This window comes from Nostoc sp. (genome assembly GCF_036917195.1).
In the GTDB taxonomy this organism is placed as follows: Bacteria; Cyanobacteriota; Cyanobacteriia; order Cyanobacteriales; family Nostocaceae; genus Nostoc.
On sequence record NZ_JBALDG010000075.1, the window covers coordinates 36772 to 63677 of the forward strand.

Annotated in this window: 29 protein-coding genes and 1 pseudogene; 16 read left to right on the plus strand and 14 right to left on the minus strand. The window is 42.9% G+C overall.

The features are described from left to right. Positions 1 to 834 precede the first annotated feature (834 nt). Positions 835 to 1524, minus strand: coding sequence for a class I SAM-dependent methyltransferase (locus V7K40_RS25630; protein ID WP_334964735.1), 690 nt, complete (start codon positions 1522 to 1524; stop codon positions 835 to 837). Between the two features lie 213 nt (positions 1525 to 1737). Between V7K40_RS25630 and V7K40_RS25635 the strand changes: the two genes are divergently transcribed. From V7K40_RS25635 to V7K40_RS25645, 3 genes are read left to right on the plus strand one after another with little or no spacing between them, the layout of a single operon-like run. Next, positions 1738 to 2814, plus strand: coding sequence for a sulfonate ABC transporter substrate-binding protein (locus V7K40_RS25635; protein ID WP_334964967.1), 1077 nt, complete (start codon positions 1738 to 1740; stop codon positions 2812 to 2814). A gap of 53 nt (positions 2815 to 2867) precedes the next feature. Further along, complete coding sequence (locus V7K40_RS25640) at positions 2868 to 3233, plus strand: hypothetical protein (protein ID WP_334964737.1); 366 nt, start codon at positions 2868 to 2870, stop codon at positions 3231 to 3233. A gap of 10 nt (positions 3234 to 3243) precedes the next feature. After that, the gene (locus V7K40_RS25645) at positions 3244 to 3963 is read left to right on the plus strand and encodes a pyridoxine 5'-phosphate synthase (protein WP_334964739.1); all 720 of its coding nucleotides are present in this window, start codon (positions 3244 to 3246) and stop codon (positions 3961 to 3963) included. Positions 3964 to 4038: 75 nt separating this feature from the next. On the opposite strand, the gene V7K40_RS25650 is transcribed toward V7K40_RS25645, so the two are convergent. Continuing rightward, a complete protein-coding gene (locus V7K40_RS25650) occupies positions 4039 to 4338 on the minus strand; it encodes a hypothetical protein (RefSeq protein WP_334964741.1) in 300 nt (99 codons plus the stop codon). A 95-nt stretch (positions 4339 to 4433) separates the two neighbouring features. Here V7K40_RS25650 and V7K40_RS25655 point away from each other — a divergent pair, with 95 nt between their 5' ends. Then, complete coding sequence (locus tag V7K40_RS25655; RefSeq protein ID WP_334964969.1) at positions 4434 to 4979, plus strand: dual specificity protein phosphatase family protein; 546 nt, start codon at positions 4434 to 4436, stop codon at positions 4977 to 4979. A gap of 46 nt (positions 4980 to 5025) precedes the next feature. Next, on the plus strand, positions 5026 to 5730 hold the full coding sequence (locus tag V7K40_RS25660; RefSeq protein WP_334964743.1) for an SAM-dependent methyltransferase: 705 nt from the start codon (positions 5026 to 5028) through the stop codon (positions 5728 to 5730). Positions 5731 to 5855: 125 nt separating this feature from the next. Here the strand turns inward: V7K40_RS25660 and V7K40_RS25665 are convergent. From V7K40_RS25665 to V7K40_RS25695, 7 genes and pseudogenes are all read right to left on the minus strand, one after another. Continuing rightward, positions 5856 to 6110, minus strand: a pseudogene (locus tag V7K40_RS25665) (type II toxin-antitoxin system RelE/ParE family toxin); the annotation flags it as partial. Between the two features lie 89 nt (positions 6111 to 6199). After that, a complete protein-coding gene (locus V7K40_RS25670) occupies positions 6200 to 6454 on the minus strand; it encodes a hypothetical protein (RefSeq protein WP_334964744.1) in 255 nt (84 codons plus the stop codon). A gap of 105 nt (positions 6455 to 6559) precedes the next feature. Further along, entirely contained in the window at positions 6560 to 6808 is a 249-nt protein-coding gene (locus tag V7K40_RS25675; RefSeq protein ID WP_334964746.1) for a DUF4926 domain-containing protein, read from the minus strand. A 19-nt stretch (positions 6809 to 6827) separates the two neighbouring features. After that, positions 6828 to 6896: a hypothetical protein gene (locus V7K40_RS25680; protein ID WP_334964971.1), complete on the minus strand. Its 69-nt coding sequence runs from the start codon at positions 6894 to 6896 to the stop codon at positions 6828 to 6830. Positions 6897 to 6907: 11 nt separating this feature from the next. After that, complete coding sequence (locus V7K40_RS25685; protein WP_334964748.1) at positions 6908 to 7330, minus strand: hypothetical protein; 423 nt, start codon at positions 7328 to 7330, stop codon at positions 6908 to 6910. A 29-nt stretch (positions 7331 to 7359) separates the two neighbouring features. Next, positions 7360 to 8001: a hypothetical protein gene (locus tag V7K40_RS25690; protein ID WP_334964750.1), complete on the minus strand. Its 642-nt coding sequence runs from the start codon at positions 7999 to 8001 to the stop codon at positions 7360 to 7362. A 237-nt stretch (positions 8002 to 8238) separates the two neighbouring features. After that, on the minus strand, positions 8239 to 8403 hold the full coding sequence (locus tag V7K40_RS25695) for a hypothetical protein (protein WP_334964752.1): 165 nt from the start codon (positions 8401 to 8403) through the stop codon (positions 8239 to 8241). A gap of 135 nt (positions 8404 to 8538) precedes the next feature. Between V7K40_RS25695 and V7K40_RS25700 the strand changes: the two genes are divergently transcribed. The 9 genes from V7K40_RS25700 to efeB all read left to right on the plus strand — a co-directional run bounded on the left by V7K40_RS25700 (position 8539) and on the right by efeB (position 16689). Next, positions 8539 to 9390: an ATP-binding cassette domain-containing protein gene (locus V7K40_RS25700; protein ID WP_334964754.1), complete on the plus strand. Its 852-nt coding sequence runs from the start codon at positions 8539 to 8541 to the stop codon at positions 9388 to 9390. Beyond that, on the plus strand, positions 9347 to 10201 hold the full coding sequence (locus V7K40_RS25705; RefSeq protein ID WP_334964756.1) for an ABC transporter permease: 855 nt from the start codon (positions 9347 to 9349) through the stop codon (positions 10199 to 10201). The genes V7K40_RS25700 and V7K40_RS25705 overlap by 44 nt, the downstream gene beginning before the upstream one ends. A gap of 132 nt (positions 10202 to 10333) precedes the next feature. Continuing rightward, positions 10334 to 10807 carry a MarR family transcriptional regulator gene (locus V7K40_RS25710; protein WP_334964758.1) on the plus strand — a complete coding sequence of 158 codons (474 nt, stop codon included), beginning with the start codon at positions 10334 to 10336 and terminating at the stop codon, positions 10805 to 10807. Next, on the plus strand, positions 10773 to 12041 hold the full coding sequence (locus tag V7K40_RS25715; protein ID WP_334964759.1) for an MFS transporter: 1269 nt from the start codon (positions 10773 to 10775) through the stop codon (positions 12039 to 12041). The genes V7K40_RS25710 and V7K40_RS25715 overlap by 35 nt, the downstream gene beginning before the upstream one ends. Before the next feature lie 86 nt (positions 12042 to 12127). After that, positions 12128 to 12487, plus strand: a complete 360-nt coding sequence (locus tag V7K40_RS25720; RefSeq protein WP_334964761.1) for a hypothetical protein — start codon at positions 12128 to 12130, stop codon at positions 12485 to 12487. Positions 12488 to 12498: 11 nt separating this feature from the next. Continuing rightward, a complete protein-coding gene (locus tag V7K40_RS25725; protein ID WP_334964763.1) occupies positions 12499 to 12771 on the plus strand; it encodes an ABC transporter permease subunit in 273 nt (90 codons plus the stop codon). Positions 12772 to 13335: 564 nt separating this feature from the next. Further along, entirely contained in the window at positions 13336 to 14169 is an 834-nt protein-coding gene (efeU, locus tag V7K40_RS25730) for an iron uptake transporter permease EfeU (protein WP_334964764.1), read from the plus strand. Positions 14170 to 14200: 31 nt separating this feature from the next. Beyond that, positions 14201 to 15391 (plus strand): iron uptake system protein EfeO, encoded by a 1191-nt coding sequence (gene efeO / locus V7K40_RS25735; RefSeq protein ID WP_334964766.1) that lies wholly within the window; start codon positions 14201 to 14203, stop codon positions 15389 to 15391. Positions 15392 to 15420: 29 nt separating this feature from the next. Continuing rightward, positions 15421 to 16689, plus strand: a complete 1269-nt coding sequence (gene efeB, locus V7K40_RS25740; RefSeq protein WP_334964768.1) for an iron uptake transporter deferrochelatase/peroxidase subunit — start codon at positions 15421 to 15423, stop codon at positions 16687 to 16689. An 8-nt stretch (positions 16690 to 16697) separates the two neighbouring features. On the opposite strand, the gene recN is transcribed toward efeB, so the two are convergent. After that, a complete protein-coding gene (gene recN / locus V7K40_RS25745; RefSeq protein ID WP_334964973.1) occupies positions 16698 to 18446 on the minus strand; it encodes a DNA repair protein RecN in 1749 nt (582 codons plus the stop codon). Between the two features lie 293 nt (positions 18447 to 18739). Between recN and V7K40_RS25750 the strand changes: the two genes are divergently transcribed. Next, positions 18740 to 20731, plus strand: coding sequence for an AarF/ABC1/UbiB kinase family protein (locus V7K40_RS25750; RefSeq protein WP_334964770.1), 1992 nt, complete (start codon positions 18740 to 18742; stop codon positions 20729 to 20731). Between the two features lie 31 nt (positions 20732 to 20762). Here the strand turns inward: V7K40_RS25750 and V7K40_RS25755 are convergent, their stop codons facing one another. The 4 genes from V7K40_RS25755 to V7K40_RS25770 all read right to left on the minus strand — a co-directional run bounded on the left by V7K40_RS25755 (position 20763) and on the right by V7K40_RS25770 (position 26374). After that, a complete protein-coding gene (locus V7K40_RS25755) occupies positions 20763 to 20957 on the minus strand; it encodes a hypothetical protein (protein WP_334964772.1) in 195 nt (64 codons plus the stop codon). Positions 20958 to 21147: 190 nt separating this feature from the next. After that, positions 21148 to 22077 (minus strand): alpha/beta hydrolase, encoded by a 930-nt coding sequence (locus V7K40_RS25760; protein ID WP_334964773.1) that lies wholly within the window; start codon positions 22075 to 22077, stop codon positions 21148 to 21150. A gap of 586 nt (positions 22078 to 22663) precedes the next feature. Further along, positions 22664 to 23098, minus strand: coding sequence for a hypothetical protein (locus tag V7K40_RS25765; protein ID WP_334964775.1), 435 nt, complete (start codon positions 23096 to 23098; stop codon positions 22664 to 22666). A gap of 294 nt (positions 23099 to 23392) precedes the next feature. Next, positions 23393 to 26374: a valine--tRNA ligase gene (locus tag V7K40_RS25770; RefSeq protein ID WP_334964777.1), complete on the minus strand. Its 2982-nt coding sequence runs from the start codon at positions 26372 to 26374 to the stop codon at positions 23393 to 23395. Positions 26375 to 26437: 63 nt separating this feature from the next. On the opposite strand from V7K40_RS25770, the gene V7K40_RS25775 reads away from it, so the two are divergent. Next, entirely contained in the window at positions 26438 to 26860 is a 423-nt protein-coding gene (locus V7K40_RS25775; RefSeq protein ID WP_334964779.1) for a GxxExxY protein, read from the plus strand. Positions 26861 to 26906 lie beyond the last annotated feature (46 nt).

Below are 26906 nucleotides of genomic sequence, written 5' to 3' on the forward strand. Positions count from 1 at the left end.
TTGATCACGTTGTTCACTGTCAATCAAAATACATTTCATTTCTACACCTTTAGCTCTACAGAAGTCATCTGTATAGCTATTACCAATATACATACATGCTCAAGCATCAGTACCTAGCTTTAGAGGATGTCTGAAAAGTTTTTTGTATACACCAAACGCTCAGAGATCCCTCTAAATTCACACCGCTTGCTCATGGGGAGCCAATGCGGTCTTGAGCTTCAAGTAAAGGAGCCAGCCGTGTGGTGTTAGCGCAGCGTTAGCGACGTAGGAGCGTCGGCAGTCCGGTCTTCTCCCAAAGGGAGACGCCAAGGGCGATAGCGCAGCGTTAGCGAGTCCGCGAGCGTCTGGGGGTTTCCCCCAAGAGGAACTGCCGTGCATGGTCTGGTGACTTGAGCGGACTGGCGTCAAGTGGCGTGAGACGATGCCGCCCATAGCGCAGCCTCTTCTCTACCAGAGGGCTGCGCCAACGAGTCCGCGTTCGCCTCTGGTCTTGTAAAGAGCGTCTGGGGTTTCCCCAAGTGGAGTGACTGGCGTGGGGAGTGGGGGGATCAGCAAATATTTAATACTTCTCAGACATCCTCTCAGGAGTGTGTCATAAGTCTGTGGGCAAGGGAGCATCCCAATGCAAGCAAATTTACTAATGAAGCGTAGTCCAACTCTACCAGACGCTTTGCGAACCCAGAACCCGTAGGGTAGCCCAAATGTTGCAATTCGCTTCATCTGTACAAAACGATTGCTTTGCTTGACTGCATTCCGTACCCTACGGGAAGGCTCCGCCTACGCAATGACAAATTATGTTTTTACACATTTGGGATGCTCCCTGTGGGCTATCTGCTAAACCTTTTTCCCCTGTGCATAAATAAAATAGTTATCTGTCACCTTCACCTCAGCCTGAAAACCTGCTTTTTTTAGCTTATCCTTAAGTTCATCTGGCTGATAAAAAATCTTGAAAATCTGGAATTCTTGACCATTATTTAACTTACGGGTTTTATATATGTTTCCATCGTCTTCAAGGATATGATTGTTAGCCGTGGATGTCGGTTCAAAGGAAGAATCAATGATAAATACTTGTCCACCAACGCAAACAGATTGATAAACTTTCGTCAAAAATGAATCGAGTAATTTTGGTGGCACATGAGAGAGCCAAAAAGCAAAGAACACTAAATCATATTCAGTATCAGGTTGCCATGCAAATAAATCAATTAAGTGATATTCAACACTCAGTGAAAATAACTTAGAGCGATTAATTGCAATCACTTCTTCAGAGGCATCGATCGCAGTAATTTTTTTACCGATACTTAAAAGCTCCTGCGTCCAGATACCTGTTCCACATGCTAACTCTAAAATATCATCCACCACGCCAATTTGGTGTAATGTATTTTTGATAACTGCTACTTCATTAAACCAGCGCTGATTGTTTTCGATACCGCGATCGTAGCGTCCTATCCTATAGAACCACTCATCATATTCGTTGGCTCTAGCGCGATAGTACTCAATCTGTTGTTGAAGAATATTATCTGTCATCGCCTACTTTGTGATCCGATTGAGTTTAGATTTGACACCAATAGCCGTAGCTTTAAGAAAAATTTTTTATTCAGCAAATAAACTTGCTTTTTCGCCTTAACTATGTGATATTTTTATCATTCTCTTATTATACGGTAAATCAATAAACTTGCCGGAGTTATGCCGTAGGTTTGCTGAAGTCTGATATTAATTTACCCTGAAAGCAGAGTGATGATGTTGAATAAGTTCTCTCCAACCCAACTGTTGGGTATGGATTTTGCCTTCCTCCAAAGGTTCCAACAACAAAGAATCCGCACCTTTTCCCTACTGTTTGCAGTGGGATTTAGTTTAACTTTGGCTGTCTCTGCTTGTTCTCCAAGCGCAAGCAACAATGACACACAAGTGACAACTAGCCCCAGTCCAGCAGCTAGCGGTACTACAGTTCACATAGGTTACCAGAAAGCGTCAACTGTCCTCTATGCACTGAAGACGAGAGGGGAATTAGAGAAAGCTTTTGCAGCTTCAGGATCTTCCGTAACTTGGTCGGAATTTCCGGCTGGTCCCCCACTGCTAGAGGCATTGAATGCAGGCAGTATTGATTTTGGCTATACCGGAGAATCACCACCTATATTTGCTCAAGCTGGGGGTGTTCCTTTAGTTTATGTTGCGTACGATCCTTGGAGTCCCAAGGCTGAAGCCATCCTGGTGCCCAAGGATTCACCTATTAAAAGTGTGGCTGAACTCAAGGGCAAAAAAATTGCTTTTGCCAAAGGTTCTAATGCTAACTACCTATTGGTGAAAGCACTGGAAAAAGCAGGAGTACAGTACAGTGACATCCAACGAGTAACTCTCACTCCCGCCGATGCTCGTGCTGTGTTTGAGAGAAAAAACGTTGATGCTTGGGCAATTTGGGATCCTTACTTAGCCGCAGCAGAAGCAGCAACAGGCGCACGTGCTTTAGCTGACGCGACGGGATTAGCTCCCAATCGGGGTTATTATCTGGCTGCCAAATCTTTTGTTGATGCCAAGCCGGATGCCTTGAAAATAGTTCTAGATCAGGTCAAGGAAGTCAGTAACTGGGCAAAGAATAATCCTGGTGAGGTTGCTAAATTTCTTTCCCCTGCTTTGGGTATAGATGCTTCTGTATTGGAAATAGCAGAAAAGCGGCGTGAGTATGATGTACTTCCGCTCACAGATGAAGTAATTACTAAACAACAAGAGGTTGCAGATACTTTCTACAAAATTAAATTGATCCCGAAAGAAATCAAAGTTAAGGAAATTGTTTGGCGAGGCAAAGTGAATAATTCGTAATTCCTAATTTGGATAAAATGACCCCAACCTAAACCTTCATAGTTGTTAAGTCTTTGAACTACTCAAAGTCCGGTAATCCTAAGCATGGTGACGATCGCTTTATCATTACTCAAAACTTTCTCCTGATAGAGAATCAAATGATTCTCGCACGGATGTTCGCCTTGAGTATTTTAAATGCTCTTGGGTTTGGTAATCACGTTGACTTAGGTACGGGTGTTATTGCAGACTTCAGCCCAGCTAAAAAAGATTACCCAGGTACAAAATTTCCTTATCTCAGCACAAATCTAGACTTTAGGACTGATAAAGATTTTGCAAAATTAGTCACTGCTGCTCGGATTCAAAATCTCAAATTGCGTAAAGATGTGGTGTTATCAAATCCATTACTTGGCGGTATAATAACAAACCTAACGATAGACTAAATTTTGTAGTATGACCAATCTCAGCGTTAACCTTAACAAAGTTGCTTTACTCAGGAATACTCGAAATTTTAGTAGACCGAGTGTGATTGAAGCGGCTTTTACTTGCATTAAAGCTGGCGCACAGGGAATCACAGTTCACCCACGCCCAGACCAACGACATATCAAGCCCGAAGATGTCGATGCACTGGCGCAGATATTGACTGTTGAGTTCAACATAGAAGGTAATCCATCACCTGAATTTTTAGAGATAGTCCGAAAAATCAAACCAACGCAGTGTACCTTAGTTCCCGATGCACCTGATGCTTTTACATCAGACCACGGATGGGATCTGGCTACAGATGGCTTTCGGCTCAGACCAATCATTCGAGAGTTAAAAGACCTCGGAGTTCGAGTTAGCTTGTTTATGGATACTGACTTAACTCAAATTAAACGTGCTAAAGAGATTGGAAGCGATCGCATTGAGCTATATACAGAACCTTATGCTACAGCTTTTCGTAATGGCAATGTAGAGTCTGTATTTCAAGGCTACCAACAAGCAACACAAAAGGCTCAGGAAATTGGTTTAGGAGTAAACGCTGGGCATGATTTAAATCTACAAAACCTAGAAAAGTTCTGTTCAATTTATGGCATACTTGAAGTCTCTATTGGTCATGCTCTGATTGCCGATGCTTTGGAGGTGGGACTATTTACTGCTGTGCAAGAGTATTTAAAAATCCTATCTTTGAATTAGATTTAAAAACTTTTCTAAATCCCAAAAGTACTTCAAAAGTTAGTATGTCAGAATCTATAATGGCAAGAAGCTAATTTAAACTCGAAGTAGCAAGAGTCCACTTTTTAAGGCTTCATCCCACAGAGACAATTTTTGAAGTTCTAGTAAAGAAAGAGGTGGATTTACAGGTAGCGGTTGCTCTTGTTGCAGAGATAGTTGCCACCACCCGACATCATGCCACTCACTAAATTTATACCCACCTCTGCAAAATACACCTATAGGTGAAAACCCGACAGCTTCATGCACAGCTACACTTGCTGGATTAGGTAAAGCGATCGCGGCAAAAACGTTGTAAAATCCTTGGAGTTGAAGTAACTGAAAAAGGGAACTATACAAGGCTTTAGCAAAGTATTCTATTTAATCAAAAAATAACTAACTATTTTATGGCTGCAACGAGCAACTTCCAAGATTCCGAAGTCAGACTGTTAAAGATATATAAGTTTGCCCCAGCTTGGGAGAACGAACAAGTAGTGTTTGGTGCTGCACGACCTGGATACACTAACAATAAGGTTCAAGATTGGATAGAATTCATGAAGTATCAATATATCAAGCGAGTTTGCTGCCTTCTTCCTGATCAACAGCTAGCTTATTACTCTGAACTTCTGGGTACATACAAACAGGAATTTGGTAATCAGCTAGTTTGTTGGGCACCAATTGCAGATTTCCATCTATCTGATTTAGAAACCCTGACACAGAAAATACTTCCTTTCTTAATCGAAGCAGATAAACAAAATGAGAAAGTCGTTGTACACTGCTCTGGTGGAATTGGACGTACTGGACATATATTAGCGGCATGGCTAGTTAGTGTCCGAGGATTATCAAATCAAGCTGCAATAGCTGCTGTTAAAAGAACAGGTAGAAATCCTTATGAGGCTGCGATCGCTGCTGTGTTAAAAGGCAGAAATCCTTGGAAAGTTGTAAAAGAACTTGACGTGCTTCTGAATGATTGCCGTCTAGCAGCGCATAAAGGATTTTGAGTTTGCTATTATCCTATTTAATCAGTCTATTTATGAGGGAAATTCTATGGCAATGGTTCTAGATCAAGTAGTTACTTTTGGAAGGTCAATGGATGAATATATAAAAATATTCAATTTAACAAATGTAGATTTAAATAAAAGAATCATTGGGATTGGGGATGGTCCAGCAAGCTTTAATGCAGAAATGACGCGTCACGGTAAAAGTGTTGTTTCTATTGATCCACTGTACCAATTTTCCAGTGATGAAATATTGAAAAGATTTAATGAAGTGGTAGATAACATCATTAATCAAGTCAAGGCTACATCAAATGATTGGGTGTGGAGCTATCATAAATCCCCGGATGATTTGCGGCACAATCGAGTCAAAGTTATTCAAGAATTTTTGTCTGATTATAAGACTGGCAAAAAGAGCAACAGATACACAGTCGGTGAATTGCCAAAACTGGCTTATGATAATCAAGAGTTTGATATAGCTCTCTGTTCGCATTTATTATTTTTATATTCTGACCATCTCGATTACGATTTTCATCTAAATTCAGTAGGTGAGATGTTGCGTATTGCTAAAGAAGTTAGAATATTTCCCCTTATCACTTTAATGTGGAAACATTCACAACATTTAGATGAAATAGTTAAATATTACACTTCAAAGGGTTACAACATAGATATTCAAAAGGTTGAATACGAACTACAGCCTGGTGGAAATCAGATGTTGAAGATAAGCAGAGATGTTAATGTAATTCGTAATTCATAATTTGTATGCAAGTTGATATCCAAGAAAATTTTGGCAATGCGATCGCTCTCAAAATTACCATAGGCGATCGCTTTGCTGGTATATATTTAATATGCTCCAGCGTAGCCCCGTGCGGTTGCTAGTCTTTAGGTCGCCTCAGAGTCATCCGGTGCTTCACCAAGGGTCTGCTGTGCAGCGTGACGGATATGAAGAACACGCACTGTCGATATTTTTTGTCCTACCAAAATTGTGAAAATTATTCGGTATGAGTTGCGCCCTCGTCCGTAAAGTACCTGGCGAATTTCTTGCCTAAAATAATCATTTTCTCTAGCTAGAGAACATCGGCTTGGCATTTGCGATAAAGATTCAATGACTTGGAGTAATCCTGCATACCACTGACTTGCTCTTTCAGGAGAAGTTAGTTAAGATAACTGCAAAAATGCGCTGTCTGCTTCTGCTTGAGCAACACTAGAGATATCAATGCAGTATTTCATGAATCGGCTGGCAGATTATACTTGCGACGCTGCTCCTCAGCAAAATCATCAAATGAACGGAATCTACCCGCTTCAAAGTCTTCTAATCCTTGCTGAATACCCTTAATAGCTGCTTCTGAGTTTTGCACCTCCCACTCTAGGACAGCCTCTAGCAATTGTGCTGCAACGAAACTAACATCTTGTCCTTGCTGTGCAGCTTTCTCGCGCAGTCGTAGTTCTAATTCTGGGCTAAGGGAAACAACGATCGCCATAATCGGATATTTTGTGGAAGGTTTATAGATATGATTTTATTTCAGAATATCTGATAAAGCTGCGTAGGCGTAGCCAGCCATAGGCATCGCTTAGGGCACAACAACTTATGCTGTCACCATTGACCTTACTGAATCAGGGGATGCTGGCTCAAAATGTAACACCATAATTTGCTCTGGGCGTAAACCGACAGATTCATAAGTGCGTCCGTTGCGATCGCTAAATTCAACTTCAAATGCAGCACCACCAGCTAATAATTCTACTACTGTGCCAACTTGACCACGGTACAGGTTATATTCAGGCAAATCAACTGTCAGTGCTACTACATCCAGCAACTCAATTCTACTTTTATTCATCTTGTATCACTTCCAGATATTACAGAGGATAGCAGGTTGTTAATCTTGGGATATCAGAACCTTCTTCGATAATCCAACCACTGCGAATGGTAGTACTTTTTACTTATCACTTTTTGGCTCATAAATGCCAAGTCTAGTGCGAATTCTTTTAGCTCTCTCTAAATTTGTATTTACCAAATCAATTGGCGATTTAAACACACCATTGGAAAGACCAGTTAGATCACTGGCAGCTTCTACTAAATTATCTTTTGAAGGTAATCGAAATAGTTTTGAAATACTGGTATAAGCGGGTATCAAATACATTTGAGCATTCAAACGTGATGACAGTTTTCTTAACTTTTGTGAGGCTTTATTTTCAAGCTCATTGCCAGCATGTCCTGGATTTGAATAAATATTTGCATATTCGATTAAAGCAAAAGCAATATCAGCTAAAGTTTTTCTAAATTCTTGAATAGGCTCGATAACCAGCTTGAGTACTAATTGTCCTAAAATGAATACAAATACCCCTGAAATAATAGTCATAAATATCTCCATCACTAAACTGAAATTATTCATAAAAAATCTTTCATTTTAAACAAGATAGGGTTTTTATGAGAATAGTCGCTGTAGATTATCTGCCAACTATTACTCGCTAACTCTTGCTCAGAAACTGATAAATCGAGAGTTACACCAATCTTATTTGCACAAAATCGATATGCGTCTATAAAACATCTATCAAACTCGTTATAGTTGACTTTTGCTAACACTCTGATTCGACTCTTTTCTTGTGCCTCAAGAATACTATTGATAAATCCCCCAAAGAACCTTGAACACAAAAATGCCACTAAGCCTTGCCATCCTACTGAGTACCATCCAAACACAGTAAGTGCTATCGAAATTATTCCAATTGTCCCAATAGAGTTGAATATCACACCTAAATTCACCACATAATCAATATATTTACTCCTAATATGCATCCAACGCAGAATTACTGGTAAAATGAGAACATTTGTAAAAATTATTATGGGTGAAATTCGCAGTGCAAATAATATAAATCCCAAAAGATATGCAATAGCTTCAGGCGCTTTATCCATACCTTCAGCTATCTTCAAAACCTTATGTGGTCGATACTTTGGATAAAGTCTTGCGAGTAAGCTAAAAGCATAGTTCATAGGGAAGCTGATTGGCATTCCTCCAGGTGTATAAATTGTCATACTTAATTATTAATACTGCTATATTAAATCACGTCAATTTTGGTAACTGTAGCTTTTTCAACAGCCTGTTGAAGTATATATAAATAATCTTAAATGAGTTGTGAAAATGAACGAACCGCCAAGCCGCCAAGAAAAGAAAAAGAAGTTTTCACATATGATTTAGGACTGCTATAGCCATAGATATATAAGCTTTTCAGGCAATACTATAAAAACTATAGGTTTCAACTTGTACGAGGTTTAAGTTATTACATATCGCACTTGTAGGAATTTCCCAGTAAAAAAACTATCCTTCATCTTCATCACCCAGAAAAATAAAGCATAATTAACCTTTATAGCCATTAGCCACAGTAAAATTGCTGACGATGGGTAGACTGCGATCGCTGTCAGTAATACTTCGCCCATCAATAACCTCGCCGCCACTCTATTGTGTTTCTTTTTACTCTGATTCAAATTTATGCCAGAAGTCTATTGACTTCAACCAAATATATTGAGAAGCTAATAGTTAGTTTAACTAATTAATGCTGGTGCATCAAACTTGTGACAATACTGACGGGAAAAATAAATCGATTGCAACCTCCTAGCGAGTCAAGACCGCTGATTTTGGAAACTCAGGGACTCACACGCCGTTTTGGCAAGTTAACGGCTGTTAATAACCTGAGCATATCCGTGGAACAGGGCGAAGTATTTGGGCTGCTTGGACCCAATGGGGCAGGGAAAAGTACGGTTATTAAGATGTTGACAACTTTACTGCCTATCAGTGCAGGGAAAGCAACTCTGGCTGGCTATGATGTGACTCGTCAACCTAATCCTGTGAGAAGGGCTATCGGCTATGTCCCCCAGGCGCTCTCTGCTGATGGTAGTCTCACGGGTTACGAAAATCTCTTAATCTTCGCCAAGCTGTATGGAATACCTGCCAAAGGACGCGATCGCCGCATCTATGAAATTCTAGAATATATGGGTTTGCAAGATGCGGCGAAACGCTTGGTACGAAACTACTCTGGTGGGATGATCCGCAAGCTGGAAATCGGCGTATCAGTTCTGCATCAACCCCAAATTTTGTTTCTGGATGAGCCGACTGTTGGACTAGATCCGATCGCTCGAACTCAAGTATGGCAACTTGTGCTACAACTCTGTGCTGATTACGGCACAACTATATTTTTAACAACCCACTTTTTAGAAGAAGCGGACAGCTTATGTAACCGAGTGGCGATTATGCGACAAGGTGAAGTCGTAATTACAGGCACACCAAGCGATTTAAAAGCTTCTTTAAATAAACCAAACGCAACTTTGGATGATGTCTTTATTTACTATACAGGCGACCAGTTAATATCAGGAGTCAACTACCGTGACACAGCAAGAACCAGACGTACTGCTCAACGGTTGGGTTAAAGCACCATCCACTGTCCGAGTAAATTTGATCTCTGCAATTAAAGACCTAGTTACGAAAACCCTGGCGATCGCTGAATTAGAAGTACGTAAACTCCGCCACGATCCCACTGATTTAGTAGTCAGATCAGTGCAACCGTCATTATGGTTGCTGATTTTTGGGCAAGTGTTCTCCAAACTTCGGGAAATTCCGACAGGGAACTTACCCTATTTAGACTTCATGGCTGCTGGCATTCTTGCTCAAAGCGTGTTGTATGTAGCTATTTTCACTGGTGGAATGACACTAATTTGGGAGCGAGATTTAGGGATTGTACATAAATTTCTTGCTAGTCCTACACCCCGTGTGGCAATGGTCTTGGGCAAAGCGCTAGCGTGTGGGGTACGGTGCTTATCACAGGTAGTAGTAATTTATGTATTGTCTTTTGTCTTACATGTAAAATTAAATCTCCATCCTCTAGCTTTTGGGCAAGTGCTACTGATAGTAATGCTGGGGGCGGCTTGCTTTTGTCTTTTTTCATTAATTATTGGCTGTTTGGCAAAAACCAGAGAGCGGATGACAGGAGTTGGACAAATGTTAACCATGCCGTTATTTTTTGCCAGCAATGCTATTTATCCGATCTCAATGATGCCCGACTGGCTAAAGTTTCTTTCCCACTTAAATCCCTTAACTTATGAGGTTGACGCCTTACGCAGCACAATCTTAGTGGATGGAATCAGCGTTTATGGCTTTGGTTGGGATTTGGCAGTTCTCTTATTAACAGTAACAGTCTTGGCGATCATTGGTGGACGACTTTATCCACGCGTAGCAATGTAATCCGTAATGGAACTAGCATCTATGACTTTGGTCAGGATTGTACAATTCTCTTATTAACACTAATAATCTTAGCCATCATTGGTGGAAAACTTGATCCACGGCTGGCGATGTAATCAGGAGAACAACAAGCCCATGACCTTGGATAAACCCACTCAAGGTACAACTTCCGAAGAATGTGCCGCTAGGGTAATGGACACAGTTCCATTAATGATGCGGTTTATCCGAGCGGATATGCGTGCCCATAGTGCCGCCTTTTTATCTATACCTCAGTTGCGATCGCTGGCATTTATTAACCGCAATCCTGGTGCTTCATTATCTGATTTGGCAGAGCATTTAGGTGTCACCTCTGCCACAGCATCAGCAACCATAGAACGCTTGGTACAACGCGACTTCGTGCAACGCATCGCTCATCCTCAGGAGCGGCGGCGGGTGCTGCTCAATTTGACCGAAGATGGAAAACACCATCTGAAGCAATCCCAAGATCAAACTCGCGCTCATATTAGCGATCTGCTGAAAGGTCTTACAGAAGAACAAATTTCCAACATTGAAGAAGGCTTAACTCTACTAAAAAATGTCTTCGAGAAAACAGAACTCAAATCCCCATAACTCTGAGGTTACACAGCACGATCCCTTTGCAGCCCTGAAGTTTCGAGACTATCGGCTATTTACCATTGGACGGCTGGTGCTGTCCATAGGGTCGCAAATGCAAACTGTAGCTATTGGCTGGGAACTCTATGAACGGACTAACTCAGCTATCGTTCTAGGTGGTGTGGGATTAGCGCAAGTCTTGCCGATGATTGCTCTCACCTTAATTGCTGGAGATGTGGCCGATCGCCGCGATCGCAAACTCACGATGTTACTGTCAGTGATGTTGCTAGCTCTCTGCTCGCTGGCTTTGGCAGTGCTTTCTTATACTCAAGGTGCAATTTTTCTCATTTATGCCTGCTTAGTTTTAATCGGTGTTGCTAGGGCATTCTCCAAGCCTGCTAGTGATGCCTTGATGTGGCAGTTGATACCTGTCAGCGCTTTTACCAATGCAGCCACCTGGAATAGTAGTAGCTTTCAATTGGCTACTGTTATTGGCCCAGCCTTAGGGGGATTCGGCATCGCTTGGCTAGGAAGTGCCACAGGCGTGTATGTGTTGGCTGCGATCGCCGCGTTACTGTGTTTTATTTTAACAGTACCGATTAAAGAGCAAAAAGGCATCCGCACAACTGAGCCAATCTCATTCAAAGCGTTGTCAGCTGGTGCTAAATTTGTCTGGCAGAATCAGTTGATTTTAGCAGCGATCACATTGGATATGTTTGCTGTATTGTTAGGTGGTGCGATCGCCCTGCTACCCATCTTTGCCAAAGATATTTTACATGTGGGGCCAGTGGAGTTGGGATACTTACAGGCAGGTCACTCCATCGGTGCTTTGACTATGGCGATTACCCTCGCGTATTTACCACCGTTACGTAAAGCAGGCCCGGCCTTATTGTGGTCAGTGGTTGGTTTTGGTGTTGTAACAATTATCTTTGGGCTTTCTCGTTCCTTCTGGCTGTCTATGTTAATGCTGACTCTTGGTGGCGCACTGGATAGTATTAGCGTTGTGATTCGCCATACATTAGTTCAAATCAGAACTCCAGATCATTTGCGTGGTTGGGTTGCTGCTATTAATAGCGTGTTTATTAGTGCCTCGAATGAGTTAGGGGGCTTTGAGTCAGGCTTGACTGCTGCATTGTTTGGCCCGGTGATTTCGGTTGTGGGTGGTGGAATTGGCACAATTGTAGTAGTGATTGCTACAGCGATGATTTGGCCGGGAATTCGGAAGTTAGGGGCTTTGCAGGAGTATAAATAAAAGTGCTTATAAATACCAGTATGCTTGGGTTAAGGGACTAACAAAAAATAAATTATCCGAAATTATTTGTACATTTGTAGGGGATCTTGTCCAACGACTTATTGAGTCAAAAACTGCTGCAAGCAACACTCAGTACTTTGTCCGTGTTATCTATTGGTATGATCTTGGGTGTAATTCTAGGTACGGCTTTAGTAGCTTTCGCCAAAATTTCTCATTTTGGTCAAGATTTGCTAATTGTAATGAGTTCGATGCTGAGTCCCTTACCTGCGATCACTATTTTACCCCTAGTGAGAATTTGGTTTGGGTTCACTTCTGTTTCTATTATCGTAGTTACTGCCCATGCTACAACTTGGCCTATTGCCCTAAATACAGAAATGGGACTTAGTACCATTAACCCAACGGTTCTGATGGTGGGAAAAAACCTGGGTTTAGATAGTTCAGACTGATTCAAGAAATTATGCTCCCTGCTGCATTGCCTCACATCTTAACAGGCTTGAGAACTGCTTGGGCTTTTGGTTGGCGCACCGTGATTGCATCTGAGTTAGTGTTTGGTTCTGGGGGTGCTACTAGTGGTTTGGGATGGCAGATTAATAACAGTCGCTACTTCCTGCAAACCGATCGCGTATTTGCCGGATTAGTAGTAATTGCAATTTGGGGTTTAACTATCGATTATATTTTTCGATTAATTGAAATCAAAACAGTGCAAAAATGGGGTATGAAACGTAGTTAAACTATCACCGAACAAGGCAAAAGTTAGCTGATTTAGAAGCACGCTTGCGAGCGTGTATTAGCATAATTGTATTTAGCTAAACAAAATCCTGGTTACAAAGCCGCCAAAAAAGCTTTATCCAATTTCATCGCGGATTTAAATAAAGAGTAAAAAGCTACTAGTTTTATACTTAACTCTAGCTTTATACAGAAGCTGATCGAATTCGCCAACAAAGTCATAATGTTCGCGAACCATTCCCCCTTCTTTACATCCGGTGAAAAGTCAAGTTAGCAAATACGGAAAACACAGATGTTAAACTAACACTTTGCTATCCATCTCTCAAGAGGTATAAAACTGGAAACAAGTCCTAGCAAAGCGTTGCAGGAGTTGTTTTATTTATTTACGTACTTGTCTGGAGTAATAATTTACAGTAGGCAATATTTTTGTGACAGACTGTCATTTGAATGGAAAATTTATTATTCTAGGATTTTAGAGATTTTTCACTCGCAGTTATATACAAATGTTCTCAAGTAAGTTATTATTCTCATGATGATTTGATAGTAATTATAACTAATAAGGTTATTCATGCTTTTTCCCTTCTTGATCATGTTCCGAGAGGGCGTTGAAGCTGCACTTGTCGTGGGGATCATTGCCAGTTATCTCAAGCAAACTGGACGTACCCATTTGATGAAGTCAGTCTGGATTGGCATCGCACTAGCAACTTTTCTTTGTCTAGGTGCCGGAATTATTTTGCAAATAACCAGTCAGGAGTTTCCGCAGAAAGAACAGGAACTATTTGAAGCGGTAATTTCCATCGTCGCAGTTGGAGTTCTCACCTGGATGGTTTTCTGGATGCGCCGTGCTGCTCGTTCGATTAAAGGCGAGTTACAGTCTCAAATTGAAACTGCAATTCAGTCGGGTGATAAATGGGGACTAGCGCTAGTGGGGATGGCATTCTTTGCAGTACTGCGGGAAGGTCTGGAAACAGTAGTGTTTTTGCTAGCCACGTTTCAGCAAAATTTGGGAATTCAAGCTCCCGTGGGGGCATTGTTTGGATATGCAGCCGCCCTAGCCGTCGGTGTAGGCATCTATCAGGGTGGTATCCGCATCAACTTGAAGCGATTTTTTAAATGGACAGGAGCCTTCATTATCGTGGTTGCTGCTGGACTCTTAGCAAGTGGGGTGAGAGCTTTCCATGAAGCCGGAGTCTGGAATTCACTACAATCAGTAATATTTGATGCTAGTGGGGTACTTCCCAAGAACGGGTTTATCGGTTCACTTTTGGCAGGGTTTTTTGGATATAACGATACCCCGACTGTCAGCGAGGCGATCGCCTATTTTGGCTATCTAATTCCTACCATGTCGCTGTTCTTCTTAGGGGATAATGCTGGACAGAAGACTACAGCAAGGCATTCCTAGCTTCTTCAATAATTTTTAGGAAAATACAACAATGAAAAATGTTTTAAAGTACTCAACAATTATCTGTCTAATTGCCTTGACAGTAGGTGCCTGTGAATCCAACAAATCAGGCGATACTTCCACGAATAATTCTCCAGAAGCTAAAGTAGCCAGTGATACTTCTACTAAAAATTCTACCGAAACTGCTTTGACTGTGACAGATAAAGGTTGCGAACCAAATCAGCTGACACTAGCATCTGGGGAAAACAACTTTGTGCTTACAAACAAAAGCAGCCAACCTTTGGAGTGGGAGATTTTGTCTGGAGTGAAAGTCGTTGAGGAAAAGGAAAATATTGCTCCTGGCTTCGTTCAAAAACTCAAAACCAATCTACAACCGGGTGAATATGACATGGCTTGCGGTTTACGCAGCAATCCCAAAGGGAAAATCACAGTCAAAGCAGGAGGTGAAAATTCTCAAGCCAAAGGGACTGTAGATCAAGGTCAATTAGTCGGTGCGATCGCAGAGTACAAAGTCTACGTCACTAAAGAAACTGACCAACTAGTGGCAGACACCAAGACTTTCACAGATGCCGTGATTGCTGGAGACGTTGCTAAAGCTCAGAAACTTTATCCCTCTACCCATGTCCATTGGGAACGTGCAGAACCGATAGCTGAACTTTTCTCCGATCTCGATAAAACGATGGATTCCCGTGCTGATGACTTTGCTAAAAAAGAGGCTGACCCAGCATTCACTGGATACCATCGTATAGAGAAAGCTTTATTTCAAGACAAAACTACAAAAGGCATGAAACCTTTTGCCGAAAAACTACAGAAAGATGGACTAGACCTACAAAAGCGCATTGCCACCTTGACCATTGAACCGAAAAATATGGTTGGCGGTGCTGCTGACTTGATTGAAGAAGTAGCTGCTACCAAAATTTCTGGGGAAGAAGACCGTTACAGCCACACTGACTTATGGGACTTCAGCGCTAATGTGGATGGTTCCCAAAAGATTGTAGAGTTATTGCGCCCCGTCATCCAAAAAGCTAACCCAGATTTGCTGACGCGTGTGGATAGCAATTTCACCAAAGTTAACCAAAAACTTGCTAAATACAAAACCCCTGATGGTGGTTTTGCTACCTACGATAAGGTGAGTGAAGCAGACAAGAAAGACATGAAAACAGCGATTGCTGCTCTTTCGGAAGATTTGTCTCAGTTGCGCGGCACTCTGGGCGTTAACTAATTGATTAAGAATTCCTAGACGAGTAAATTATGTCTATTACGAAGCAACCAAGTTTACGCATTACTCCTAAGCTAGGGCGTCGTGACTTGTTAATCGGCATGGCAGCAGCAGGTGGAATAGCAGCTTTGACGACTTTGGGTTATCGTACTCTTCTGGGAACACCTCTTGACCCATCTGAAGAGGTCGTGCCTTTCTTTGGGCTTCACCAAGCAGGTATTCTTACTCCTACTCCTGCTTCAGGCTTATTTGTAGCATTTGATACAACTGCTACAAATAAAGCTGATTTAGTGCGGTTGTTCAAAACTTTAACTGAGCGCATCCAGTTTCTCATGGCAGGAGGAACACCCAAGCCGCGCGACCCCAAATTTCCACCCAGTGATTCCGGGATTATGGGCCCAGAGATTGCTCCCAATAATCTGACAATCACCCTAGCTGTGGGTAACTCACTATTCGATAACCGCTTTGGACTCAGCAACTTGAAACCCAAGCGGTTAGATACTATGGCCAATTTTCCCAATGACCAGCTTGACCCAGATTTATGTCATGGGGATATACTGTTGCAATTCTGTGCGAATACTGAGGAATCGAATCTCCACGCTTTACGTGACATCATTAAGAACTTACCTGACTTGCTCACTTTACGTTGGCAAATAGCGGGGTTTCTGCCGCCGAATACCCACAAAAAACAAGGCAAATCTACGGTGCGTAACCTGCTTGGTTTTAAAGATGGGACGGCAAATCTAAATGCTAGTGACGACAAATTGATGAACCGGATCGTTTGGGTACAGCCAAATAGTGGTGAACCCGCTTGGACAGTAGGGGGAAGTTATCAAGTGGTGCGGGTGATCCGCAACTTAGTCGAACGCTGGGATCGTACACCACTACAAGAGCAAGAGACAATTATTGGGCGAAACAAGGAAATTGGCGCACCCTTGGGGATGAAGTACGAGAAAGATACTCCCAATTATGATCAAGACCCTAAAGGTAAACAAATTCCTCTAAATGCTCATATCCGCCTTGCTAATCCTCGCAAATCAGAGTCGAGTTTGATTCTGCGGCGTGGTTTCAATTATTCACGCGGGTTTGACAAATCTGGACATTTAGATATGGGTTTGTTGTTTGTTTGTTTTCAAGCTGATTTAGAGAAGGGGTTTGTGACAGTGCAAAATCGCCTGATTGGGGAACCATTGGAGGAGTACATTCGCCCTATTGGTGGTGGATATTTCTTCGCTTTACCTGGTGTCAAAGCTGAAGGAGGTTATCTCGGTCAGTCATTACTAGAAGCATCAGCGGTGTAAATTAATCTTTAATTTTTAATTTTTTGGCGATGATTAGCAGCTTGTGATAACAGAGATTCGGCAAAAGCGATCGCATCACTTGCAGATTTACCACCAGCTAACTGCGCTAGTTCTTCCCGGCGAGTGGTTAAATTATCCAAAGTCGTAACTCTGACAACGGTACGCTGTTCGGCGTTATCATTGTTAGCTTTTTTACCTTTGCCTTGATTGATAGTTTGTTTATCTACGCGGAAATGCCGATCAGCCATTGCCGCAACTAAAGGCTGGTGGGTAACACATAATACTTGGTTACGTTGACTTAGTTGGTGTAATTTTTCAGCGATCGCTTGGGCTACTCTTCCCGAAACTCCGACATCAATTTCATCAAATACCATTGTTCCAACCACATCAACCTGAGAAAAACAAGCTTTCAGAGCCAGTAAAAAGCGGCTCATTTCCCCACCAGAGGCAATTTCTGTTAAAGGTTGTAGTGGTTCTCCAGGGTTGGGACTAAATGTAAAGGTAATTTTATCTGCTCCGGTGGCAGTTGGGGAAGTAGGCACTATCTCAACCTGAAACTTCACTTTTTCCATCGCTAGGGGCTTGAGTTCAGCTATCAAACGTGATTCTAAATTAGCAGCCGCTTTACTCCGCAGTTGAGTTAACTGATTACTTGCTTGGGTGAGTTTCTCAAAACACGCCTTTTCTTGCTGTTCTAGGTTTTCAATAGATTGTTCGCTGTCGTTAAGTACCGCTAATTCCCCTTGGATACGTTGGTAATAAGCGATCGCTTCTTTTAGTGTCGGCCCGTACTTGCGGCAAATTTGCTTTAATTCCCGAACGCGTTCTTCCACCTCTTCCAACCTGTGGGGATCGGCTTCCAAACCGTCCCCATAGGCATTAATCTGCCTTCCCACTTCCATCACCGCAGCTTGCGCGTCTCTCACCAATTCCAATAGAGGTTGCAGTTGGGTGTCGTATTCTACCATGTCATTTAATGTTGCCTCACTGTCTCCCAATAAATCTGCTGCGGCTGGGATTTCATTATCGTTTTGATACAAAGCCTGATAAACTTTGTAACTCATCTGTTGCAAATCAACGACATGATTCAGGCGTTCCTGTTCTTGTCCCAACTGTTCCAATTCATTCGGTTCGCTGAGATTGGCTGCTCCCAATTCTTGCACTTGATAGGTGAGCAAGTCGAATTGTTGCAACCTTTCCCGTTCTGATGTCCGGCGTTTTTCTAGTACTAAATGCGCCTGTTGGTAAGCACTGAAGCTTGTGGCGACCTTATGACGTTGCTGCATTAGAGAGTCACCGCCATATAAATCTAACCAGTCCCGGACTTGGGCAGATTGTCCCACTTGTACCGTTTGACCTTGGGCTGTGATTTCCACTAAGCGATCGCGCATTCCTACCATGAGCTGCCGATTTACCAACACGCCATTCACCCGCGATCTACTGCGGACATTACTAGCGGTGGCTGTGATTTCTCGGCTAATGACTACGGAATTTTCATCAAGCAAATCTATTTCCTGTTCACTCAACCAAGCTGCTAGGGGGGCGTTTGAGGTGAAAGTAGCTTCTACCATTGCCCGACTTGTCCCCGTGCGAATCACTCGACTAGAGACTTTGCCACCCAAAGCGGCATCAATGGCATCCAAAATAATCGATTTTCCAGCGCCGGTTTCACCTGTCAACACATTTAGTCCCGCGTCAAATTCCAATTCCAATTGGTCAATTAGGGCAAAGTTTTCAATTCGTAGGCAAAGCAACATCAAGCTAAATTCTCCGTTAGGACAGATGCCGGATACTTCTAACTTACAGGACAATAAGTACCATCTTTCAGCAACTAGCAATACCTACTACTATTAAACTAGTATGCCCATTTAAGTGTAGCAAACCTCTTAATTGCTTCTCCCTTGTGTAGATAATTTTTTTGAGTAGTAGGTAGGTGGAACAAAATCTTGTCCGGAAAATGCTCCTCAGCCTTATCTCATTTTAGGGATGCTTGTCTGTAAAGATATTGTTACAATACTTAATGTGATCGTTCTGACTGGTGGCTTTCTTCATGATTGTTAAGACACTTCCCCCTAGTTCCCAACCGATTCAGGAGGACAGTCGCAACGGCACAAATGGCCGAGGCGAACTGGACGTTATTGATGTAGTGCCAGAAGAAAATGGTACACAAGGCTTGGTTGTCCAATCGCCAGAACTTCTAGCCGCCCAACAGCTAAGGATAATAGCCCAACCTGAGACGCTTTACGATCCCGTGGGCATAGCGGCGCATTACCAGAACAGACCTCTGCAAGTTGTCCGACGGATTTTCGCCGTGTTGGGGCCGACTCTATCCTTTGCTTTTGGGTTGTGGTCGGATAGCAAACGGGGAATTGTCGTCAAAAATAACCGCCGCCGAGCCACTCAGCTACGAGTATTGCTGACCCAGCTGGGGCCTGCTTACATCAAAATTGGACAAGCTTTGTCCACCAGGCCGGATCTGGTTCCTCCCGTATACTTAGAAGAATTAACTAAGCTACAAGACCAATTACCGCCTTTTGCCAACGAAATTGCTTACCAGTTTATCAAAGAAGAACTTGGTGCCCCTCCAGAAGAGGTTTACGCCGAACTCTCGGCCCAGCCAATTGCTGCGGCTTCATTGGGGCAAGTTTATAAAGGTAAGCTAAAAACTGGTGAAGAAGTCGCTGTTAAAGTCCAACGCCCCGATTTAAGAGAGCGGATCACAATTGACTTGTATATTTTGCGTAACCTCGCCGCCTGGGCGCAGAAAAAGATCAAGCGGGTAAGAAGTGACTTAGTTGGTATTCTCGATGAATTAGGCGATCGCATCTTTGAAGAGATGGACTACATCCATGAGGGTGAAAATGCCGAAAGATTTTTCGAGTTATACGGTCATATAAAAGACGTATATATACCGCAAATTTACTGGGAATACACCAATCGTCGTGTGTTGACGATGGAATGGATTAACGGCACAAAATTAACCCAGACAGAAGAAATTAGCGCCCAAGGGATAGATGCTCGTTATCTAATTGAAGTGGGTGTCCAGTGTTCCCTACGCCAACTGCTAGAACATGGATTTTTCCATGCTGATCCCCACCCTGGTAATTTGTTAGCAACAACCGATGGCAAATTGGCTTATCTCGACTTTGGGATGATGAGCGAGATTAAGCCACCACAGCGTTATGGTTTAATTGAAGCGATCGTCCACGTCGTCAACCGCGACTTTGAAGGATTAGCAAAAGACTACGTTAAGTTAGATTTCTTATCACCAGAAACTGATTTAACACCAATTATTCCAGCTTTTGCCAGAGTCTTTGCTGATGCCCAAGGAGCCAGCGTAGCCGAACTTAACATTAAAAGCATTACCGATGAACTATCGGCTTTGATGTATGAGTATCCTTTCCGCGTACCGCCCTACTACGCTTTAATTATTCGCTCTCTGGTGACGCTCGAAGGGATTGCAATATTTATAGATCCCAACTTTAAAGTCCTCAGTGAAGCTTATCCCTACGTTTCTAAACGCCTGTTAACAGACCCAGCACCGCAATTAAGAACATCATTGCAAGATTTGCTATTTAAAGATGGCAGATTTCGCTGGAATCGCTTAGAAAACTTATTACTTAATGCGCGTAAGAGTCAAGACTACGACTTTGACTTAGTGCTGAATCAGGGGATAGAATTTCTGTCATCTGAACGCGGTGCTTTCATTCGTGACAAACTGGTAGATGAATCTGTTAACGGACTCGATGCTTTAGGTAAAAATGTTTTGCATAACTTTACCTATCTGCTGCGAGAACGCGTTGGGTTGACAGCAGTTAATGAAACTCCGGCGGCGACAGTTGAGCAACAACAAACCTTAGAGCATATTAAACGTATATTGGGTATTCTCCGAGAAACACAAGGCTTTGATCCAGTGCAACTTGCGCCCCAAATTGCCCAGTTATTGGTAAATTCTGATGTACAGCGTTTGGGTCAACAAATTGTCAGCCGCTTCACGCAAAAGGCTGTAGCCAGGTTAATTCGGCAATTATTGGCATCCTAGTAAAAGTTATGAGTTAAAAAAAGTTTTTAACTCATAAATTATTCACTCTAGCAACTATATAACTTAGACCAGTAAACCATACTGTCACACCATCCTCTTGTTGTCTCATGCTACCTCCGCCGTAGACTTCAAATGGCACATCAAAAAAAGCTTTTTTGGGTAATTTAGGGTCAAATAGCAATTTTATAGCTGTACCAATAACCTGAAAATGCCAGTTTTTCCTCACGTCCACTAACGGTAAATAAATAGATATACAGATTTACTGGACAAGTAATACAGTCCAATGGTCATAAAGCCTGAACACCCCTAAGATTTCATATATACTGTAGCGACGGCTTGCTGGCACGCCTATCTCACGCATCAGTAATGTGCTTTTACATTGAAATACAGAAGTTACGCATAAAAATTACTGTTTTCTAAGACGTTGGCAATGTGCTTTTAGAGTGAAACACATTGAGAAATCTTAAGTAATCCGCAGTTGCCTCCTCTGAATTTTCGATTAGCAGCAGATGTCCTGCCTTTGGTAATCGGATCACTTGGCTTCCGGGAATACAGCGTTGCAGCCGATCAGCTCCACGAATGTCGTAGATTTTGTCTTCTGTGCCCCAGATAGCAAGGGTCGGAAGCTGAGTTGATCGCCCTTGACAGAGAACGTCATCGTACAGGTTCACGATGTCCCAAATCTGTTGATAGTGACGGTTACGAGTGATGTAGTCGTTCACTTTCTCTGTTTTAACAGAATCAGGGATGGTGGGAGGTGTGACAAACAGCAGGCTAATTTCCAGGTCAAACTGTTTTTTGGTGATTGGAATAAAGGGGTTTATGCCGTCAAAGATGGAATTTCTGAGGCTATTTGCCCAATCAGTCACACCTAAAGGTGAACCGATAAAGGCAAGGCTACGCAACTGTTGGGGGTAACGCTGGCTGTAAAGGGTGGCGATCGCTCCCCCCATTGAACTCCCTGCTACATCAAAGGAGCGAATTCCTAATTGATTCGTTAACTGGTGCAGCAGTGCAACCTGATTCTCCAAGGCATAGTCCCTCGTTGCGAACCCAGTGCTGTTGCCGTAACCTGGTAAGTCGGGAGCGATTACCCAATAGCCCGCCTTAGACAACTGACACATCATACTGTTCCACTGCTCTTTGCTGGCAAATAGTCCATGCAGCAGTAAGATCGGTTGTCCGGTACCGACCTGGTTATAGGACAAGGTTCCATTGCTAATAGGGGTGGAACGGGTGATGATCGCGCAGCCGGAAGCAGACGCTGGGCTATTCACAGCAGCGTAACCCACCAATCTACATAGCACCAGAATAACGAAGATCAGCCGGAGGACGAGTTTTTTCATGGTTATTTTTAATTCTGGAGCATAAACCTGCACCCAAGGATACATTATTTATCTGACTGATACCCGCACTGGAGGCTATGATATCATCACCGATTTTACTGTTGGAGATGATACTAAGGACTGACAAAAAATAAATTATCCAAAATTATTTCTACATTTATAGGGGATCTTGGCCAAGATCCCCTACAATTGAATGTTTTTTTAACTGGAACTCCCCTATTTTTATTTCTAAGGTAAAATTTGGACTCAGCCAATTTCAGGATACTAGACTCGATTCCGACTTGTTGCGACTTGGTAATAATGCTACAACAGCAAGCGATCGCTTTGTCTCCAATCAAAGTACGGGTAACCTATTCTTTAATAAAGATAGAGTTGGTGGTACAGCAAAAGTTCAAATAGCCCAATTCTTGAATAACGCACTGCTTAGTAATGCAAATATTACTGTGATTGCGTAACGGGAGCTAACTATAGCAAGCATTGGTACATTACCCAGCAATAGACAGATAAACTGTTGCTGGGTCACGTGCAATAAATACACACTTAGGGGTGCTGTGGCTTTATAGGCAATATAATTAATTGCAAACTTTTAACTTTCCTCTTGAAGATAGCCATTTTTATCGCGTTTGAGGCTTTCTTCTAAGGCTTGAATTTGTTCACGACGAGCTTCCAATTCCAAGGAACGCCGCGCTAAGTCTTGGTTTTGCAACGTCAGGGATTGTCGCCAATGTTCTGCTCGTTCAGCTTCCTGCTGCAAAAATTCTGGGGTAATGCCGCTGGTGAGGTAGTTTTGTACTAGATGGAGTACCCAGTTAGTAGCATCTTCTAGTTTTTGAATGTCGCCTGTAGGGGAAAGTTCTACTAAAACAAGCAAGTTCTCACTCATCATCTTTCCCTTTCCCAGCAAAATAAAAGCTTCTTCCGGAATTATTGCCCACAAGTTATCAGCTTCTTGACGCGCCAACAAGCGTAACTGGTGCTGGTCTAAAAAATCGTTTTTACGCACCTGGGCTAGATATAGCATGAGAGTCGCTTCGCTCCAATTCAAAATTCAAAATCACCGTTGGCGCAGCGTCTGCGATCGGAGAAGTTCGTGATCTAAGGAAGCCTTAGCTTCGACTTCTCTGGAGTAACGGAAACGTCCCCGGCTCCACTCAAAATTAAAAAAATGATTTTTAATAAAAAACAAGGACAAAATTGATATTTGGAATAAATTTAATTGGTAATGGGTGATTGGGAATTAATAACTTTCCCATTACCCATTACAGTTATCCTAAGCCATGTAGGTAACGCCTACAGCAATCCCTTCAAACGATGCCTACGGCAACGCCTTAAGGCGTACGCGCAAAATTTCAGCTTGCTTCTGTGCTTCTGCTAAGGCATCCCGCGCTCCTTGTACAACGTCGGCTCTAGCTCTATCCACAAAACTAGGATTGTTTAATCTGGTACTCAGGGATTGAACTTCGGCTTCAGCTTTACTCAGGCTTTTCTCTAGTTTGGCACGCACAGCTTCAATATCTACTACACCGCTAAGAGGAATTAGCACTTGTATTGTACCAATCACACCAGCAATCGCATTTTCTGGTTCTTGTGATTGTTCTAATTCTCTGTGCGGGAAAAAGCGTCTCCATAACCTAAGTCTCGCTTGAGCAGTTAGTAAATTTTGGCTAACAAACCAAGCTGTGTAACCAAAACCAACTATTTCAAAGAAAGTTCCGACGATTGGAGTATCATCTATGGCATTTCCCACAGCTAAACCCAATCTACCAAGGAAAGCCACAACAATTAAGCCAATTATCTTCAAACCCCTCTGAGGTTTTTTAGCAGCAACAGTTTGGTTTTCTTGCTTGTGAGTAATGCTTAAAGTCTCAACCTTAGCCAAATCTTTAATATAAGACTGTCCAGCAGTAAGAATTTCCCGCTCCTTCTCGCTTTCAGTTTGCAAATTTGCTGTCACTTTTACCCCTGGCTTAATATCCGCTTCAGCACGCAAATTCCGAATTGTGCGGATAGTCGCAATCAGCAATTCAAACTCCTCTTCCAAAGTTGGATAAATCAAGTTTGCATCTACCTGGGGATAGATTTGTAACGCTAAAGTTTGCCGAGAATCTGCTGGTTGTTGGGTGAGAGTTTGCCAAATTTCCTCGGTAATATGAGGCATAAAGGGATGAAGCAGTTTCATAATCCCTTCCAGTACGTAGCCAAGGGTTTGCTGTGCTACCCGCCGCGATGCTGGATCGGCATCTGCTTGCAATCTGGATTTCACCAGTTCAATATACTGATCGCAGAAATCACCCCAAATAAACTCGTACAATCCCTTTGCTGCTTCCCCTAAACCGTAGTTGTCGATGAAATTGGTAGTTTGTTTGACAACTTGATGATACCGCGAGATAATCCAGCGATCGCTCAATTCGGTGGCTACTGGATTCCCCAATTGTTGCGGTGTCTGTCCATCCAAATTCATCATCACAAACCGGGCAGCATTCCACAACTTGTTTGCAAAGTTGCGGGATGCCTCTACCGATGCTGATTCATCCTTTTTGCGATCGTATTCCAGCCGGATATCTTGTCCAGCACCAGCCACTTCCCTAATTAGGGTGTAGCGCAGGGCATCAGTACCATATTTGTCAATTAATAACAACGGGTCAATGCCATTACCTTTGGTTTTAGACATCTTCTGACCTTTTTCATCCAGCACCAAGCCGTGGATGTAAACCGTTTGGAAAGGCATTTGCCCCGTAAAGTGCCCACCCATCATTGTCATTCTAGCTACCCAGAAAAAGATGATATCAAAGCCTGTCACCAAGGTAGTAGTCGGGTAATAAGTTGCTAAATCCTGAGTTTGTTCCGGCCAGCCCAAAGTTGAAAACGGCCAGAGTCCAGAAGAAAACCAAGTATCTAGCACATCTGGGTCTTGTTCTAATTTGACATTTTCGCCAAATTCTGATTTCCCTTTTTCCCAAGCTTCAGTTTCCGATTTCGCCACCACAAACGGCGTGTTATCGGTAATTTGCCCATCGGTTTCACTGACAGCGTACCAAGCAGGAATTTGGTGTCCCCACCATAATTGGCGAGAGATACACCAATCAGTGAGTTTTACTAGCCAATCACGATAGACCTTAGTCCAGCGTTGGGGGACAAACTCTGGGGAAGTTTGCTGGTCGAGGAATTCGAGAGTTTTGTCAGCTAGGGGGCGAATTTTAACAAACCACTGAGTCGAGAGGAGAGGTTCAATGGGTACTTTACCGCGATCGCTGTAGGGAACGGTATGTTTATAATCTTCTATCTTCACCAAAAAGCCATCTGCTTCTAGGCGAGAAACCACATTTTTTCTAGCAACAAAGCGGTCTTGTCCTTGAAACTCAAGAGCATTAGCGTTGAGAGTGCCGTCTTTATTCATAATATTGATCAACGGCAGATTGTGACGCTTACCCATGTCAAAATCGTTCGGGTCATGGGCGGGAGTTATTTTCACGCAACCTGTGCCGAAAGTAGGATCAACGTATTCATCGCCAATGATGGGAATTTCTCGTTGTAGAATTGGCAGAGTTACAGTTTTGCCGATGAGATGTTTGTAGCGATCGTCATTGGGATTAACTGCTACTGCCGTATCGCCCAGCATAGTTTCTGGTCGAGTTGTCGCCACTTCTACAAAACCGGAACCATCCGTGAGGGGATAACGGAAGTGCCAGAGATTTCCATTAACCTCTTGATTTTCTACTTCCACATCAGACACAGCCGACCCAGAAGCTGGACACCAGTTAACTAAATATTCACCACGATAAATTAAGCCTTCCTCGTAGAGGCGAGTAAACGCCTCGACAACAGCTTTAGATAAACCCTCATCCAGGGTAAACCTCTCCCGTGACCAGTCTACCGAGACACCCAAGCGTCGTAGCTGATTTAGAATCGTTCCCTCAGACTCCGCCTTCCATTGCCAAGCGCGTTCTAAAAATTTCTCGCGCCCCAATTCGTAGCGAGTTTTACCCTCTGTCTTGAGTTGCTTTTCCAGCATACTATGCACAGCAATGCTGGCGTGGTCAGTTCCGGGTAGCCACAGGGTATTGCGTCCCTGCATCCGGTGGTAGCGCACGAGGGTATCAATTAAGGCACTTTCAAAAGCGTGACCCATGTGTAAGCTGCCAGTGACATTCGGCGGGGGAATGACGATGCAGTAGGGTTCGCCGCCTTTGTTGGGGTCAGCTTTGTAAACTTGGTTGTCTTCCCAGAATTTTTGCCACTTGGCTTCAGTGGAAAAGGGGTCGTAGAGACTGGGGAGATTGGGAATGGTTGCGGTCATGCGGGGAAAACTAGGTATGGAAGGACTCTAATAAATTTTGCCACAGGGTTAGAGAGGGTTTATATGGAAACGAACCGCAGAGGCGCAGAGAACGCGGAGGGAAGAGAGGTAGGAGAGGAAATGAATCGGCTTACAGGCGAGGTGATTGGGGCAGCGATTGAAGTGCATAAGGTTTTGGGACCAGGGTTTTTGGAGGAGGTGTATAAGGAGGCGCTAATTATAGAATTTTTCAGGTGCGGGATACCTCATCTGGTTGAGAAGTCGGTAACAGTAAATTACAAAGGACATGAAGTAGGCAAGGGTAGATTAGATTTTTTGGTTGCTAATTGTCTAATTGTGGAATTAAAAGCTGTCCAAAATTTAGCCCCAATCCATGAAGCTCAAGTCCTCTCCTACCTTAAAATGACTCATTACCCCCTTGCTCTCCTGATTAACTTTAACGTTCCCCTCCTCAAAGACGGCATCAAACGCATCATTCTCTCTTAATCTCTCTCTGCGCCCTCTGCGCCTCTGCGGTTCGTTAACCAAAATC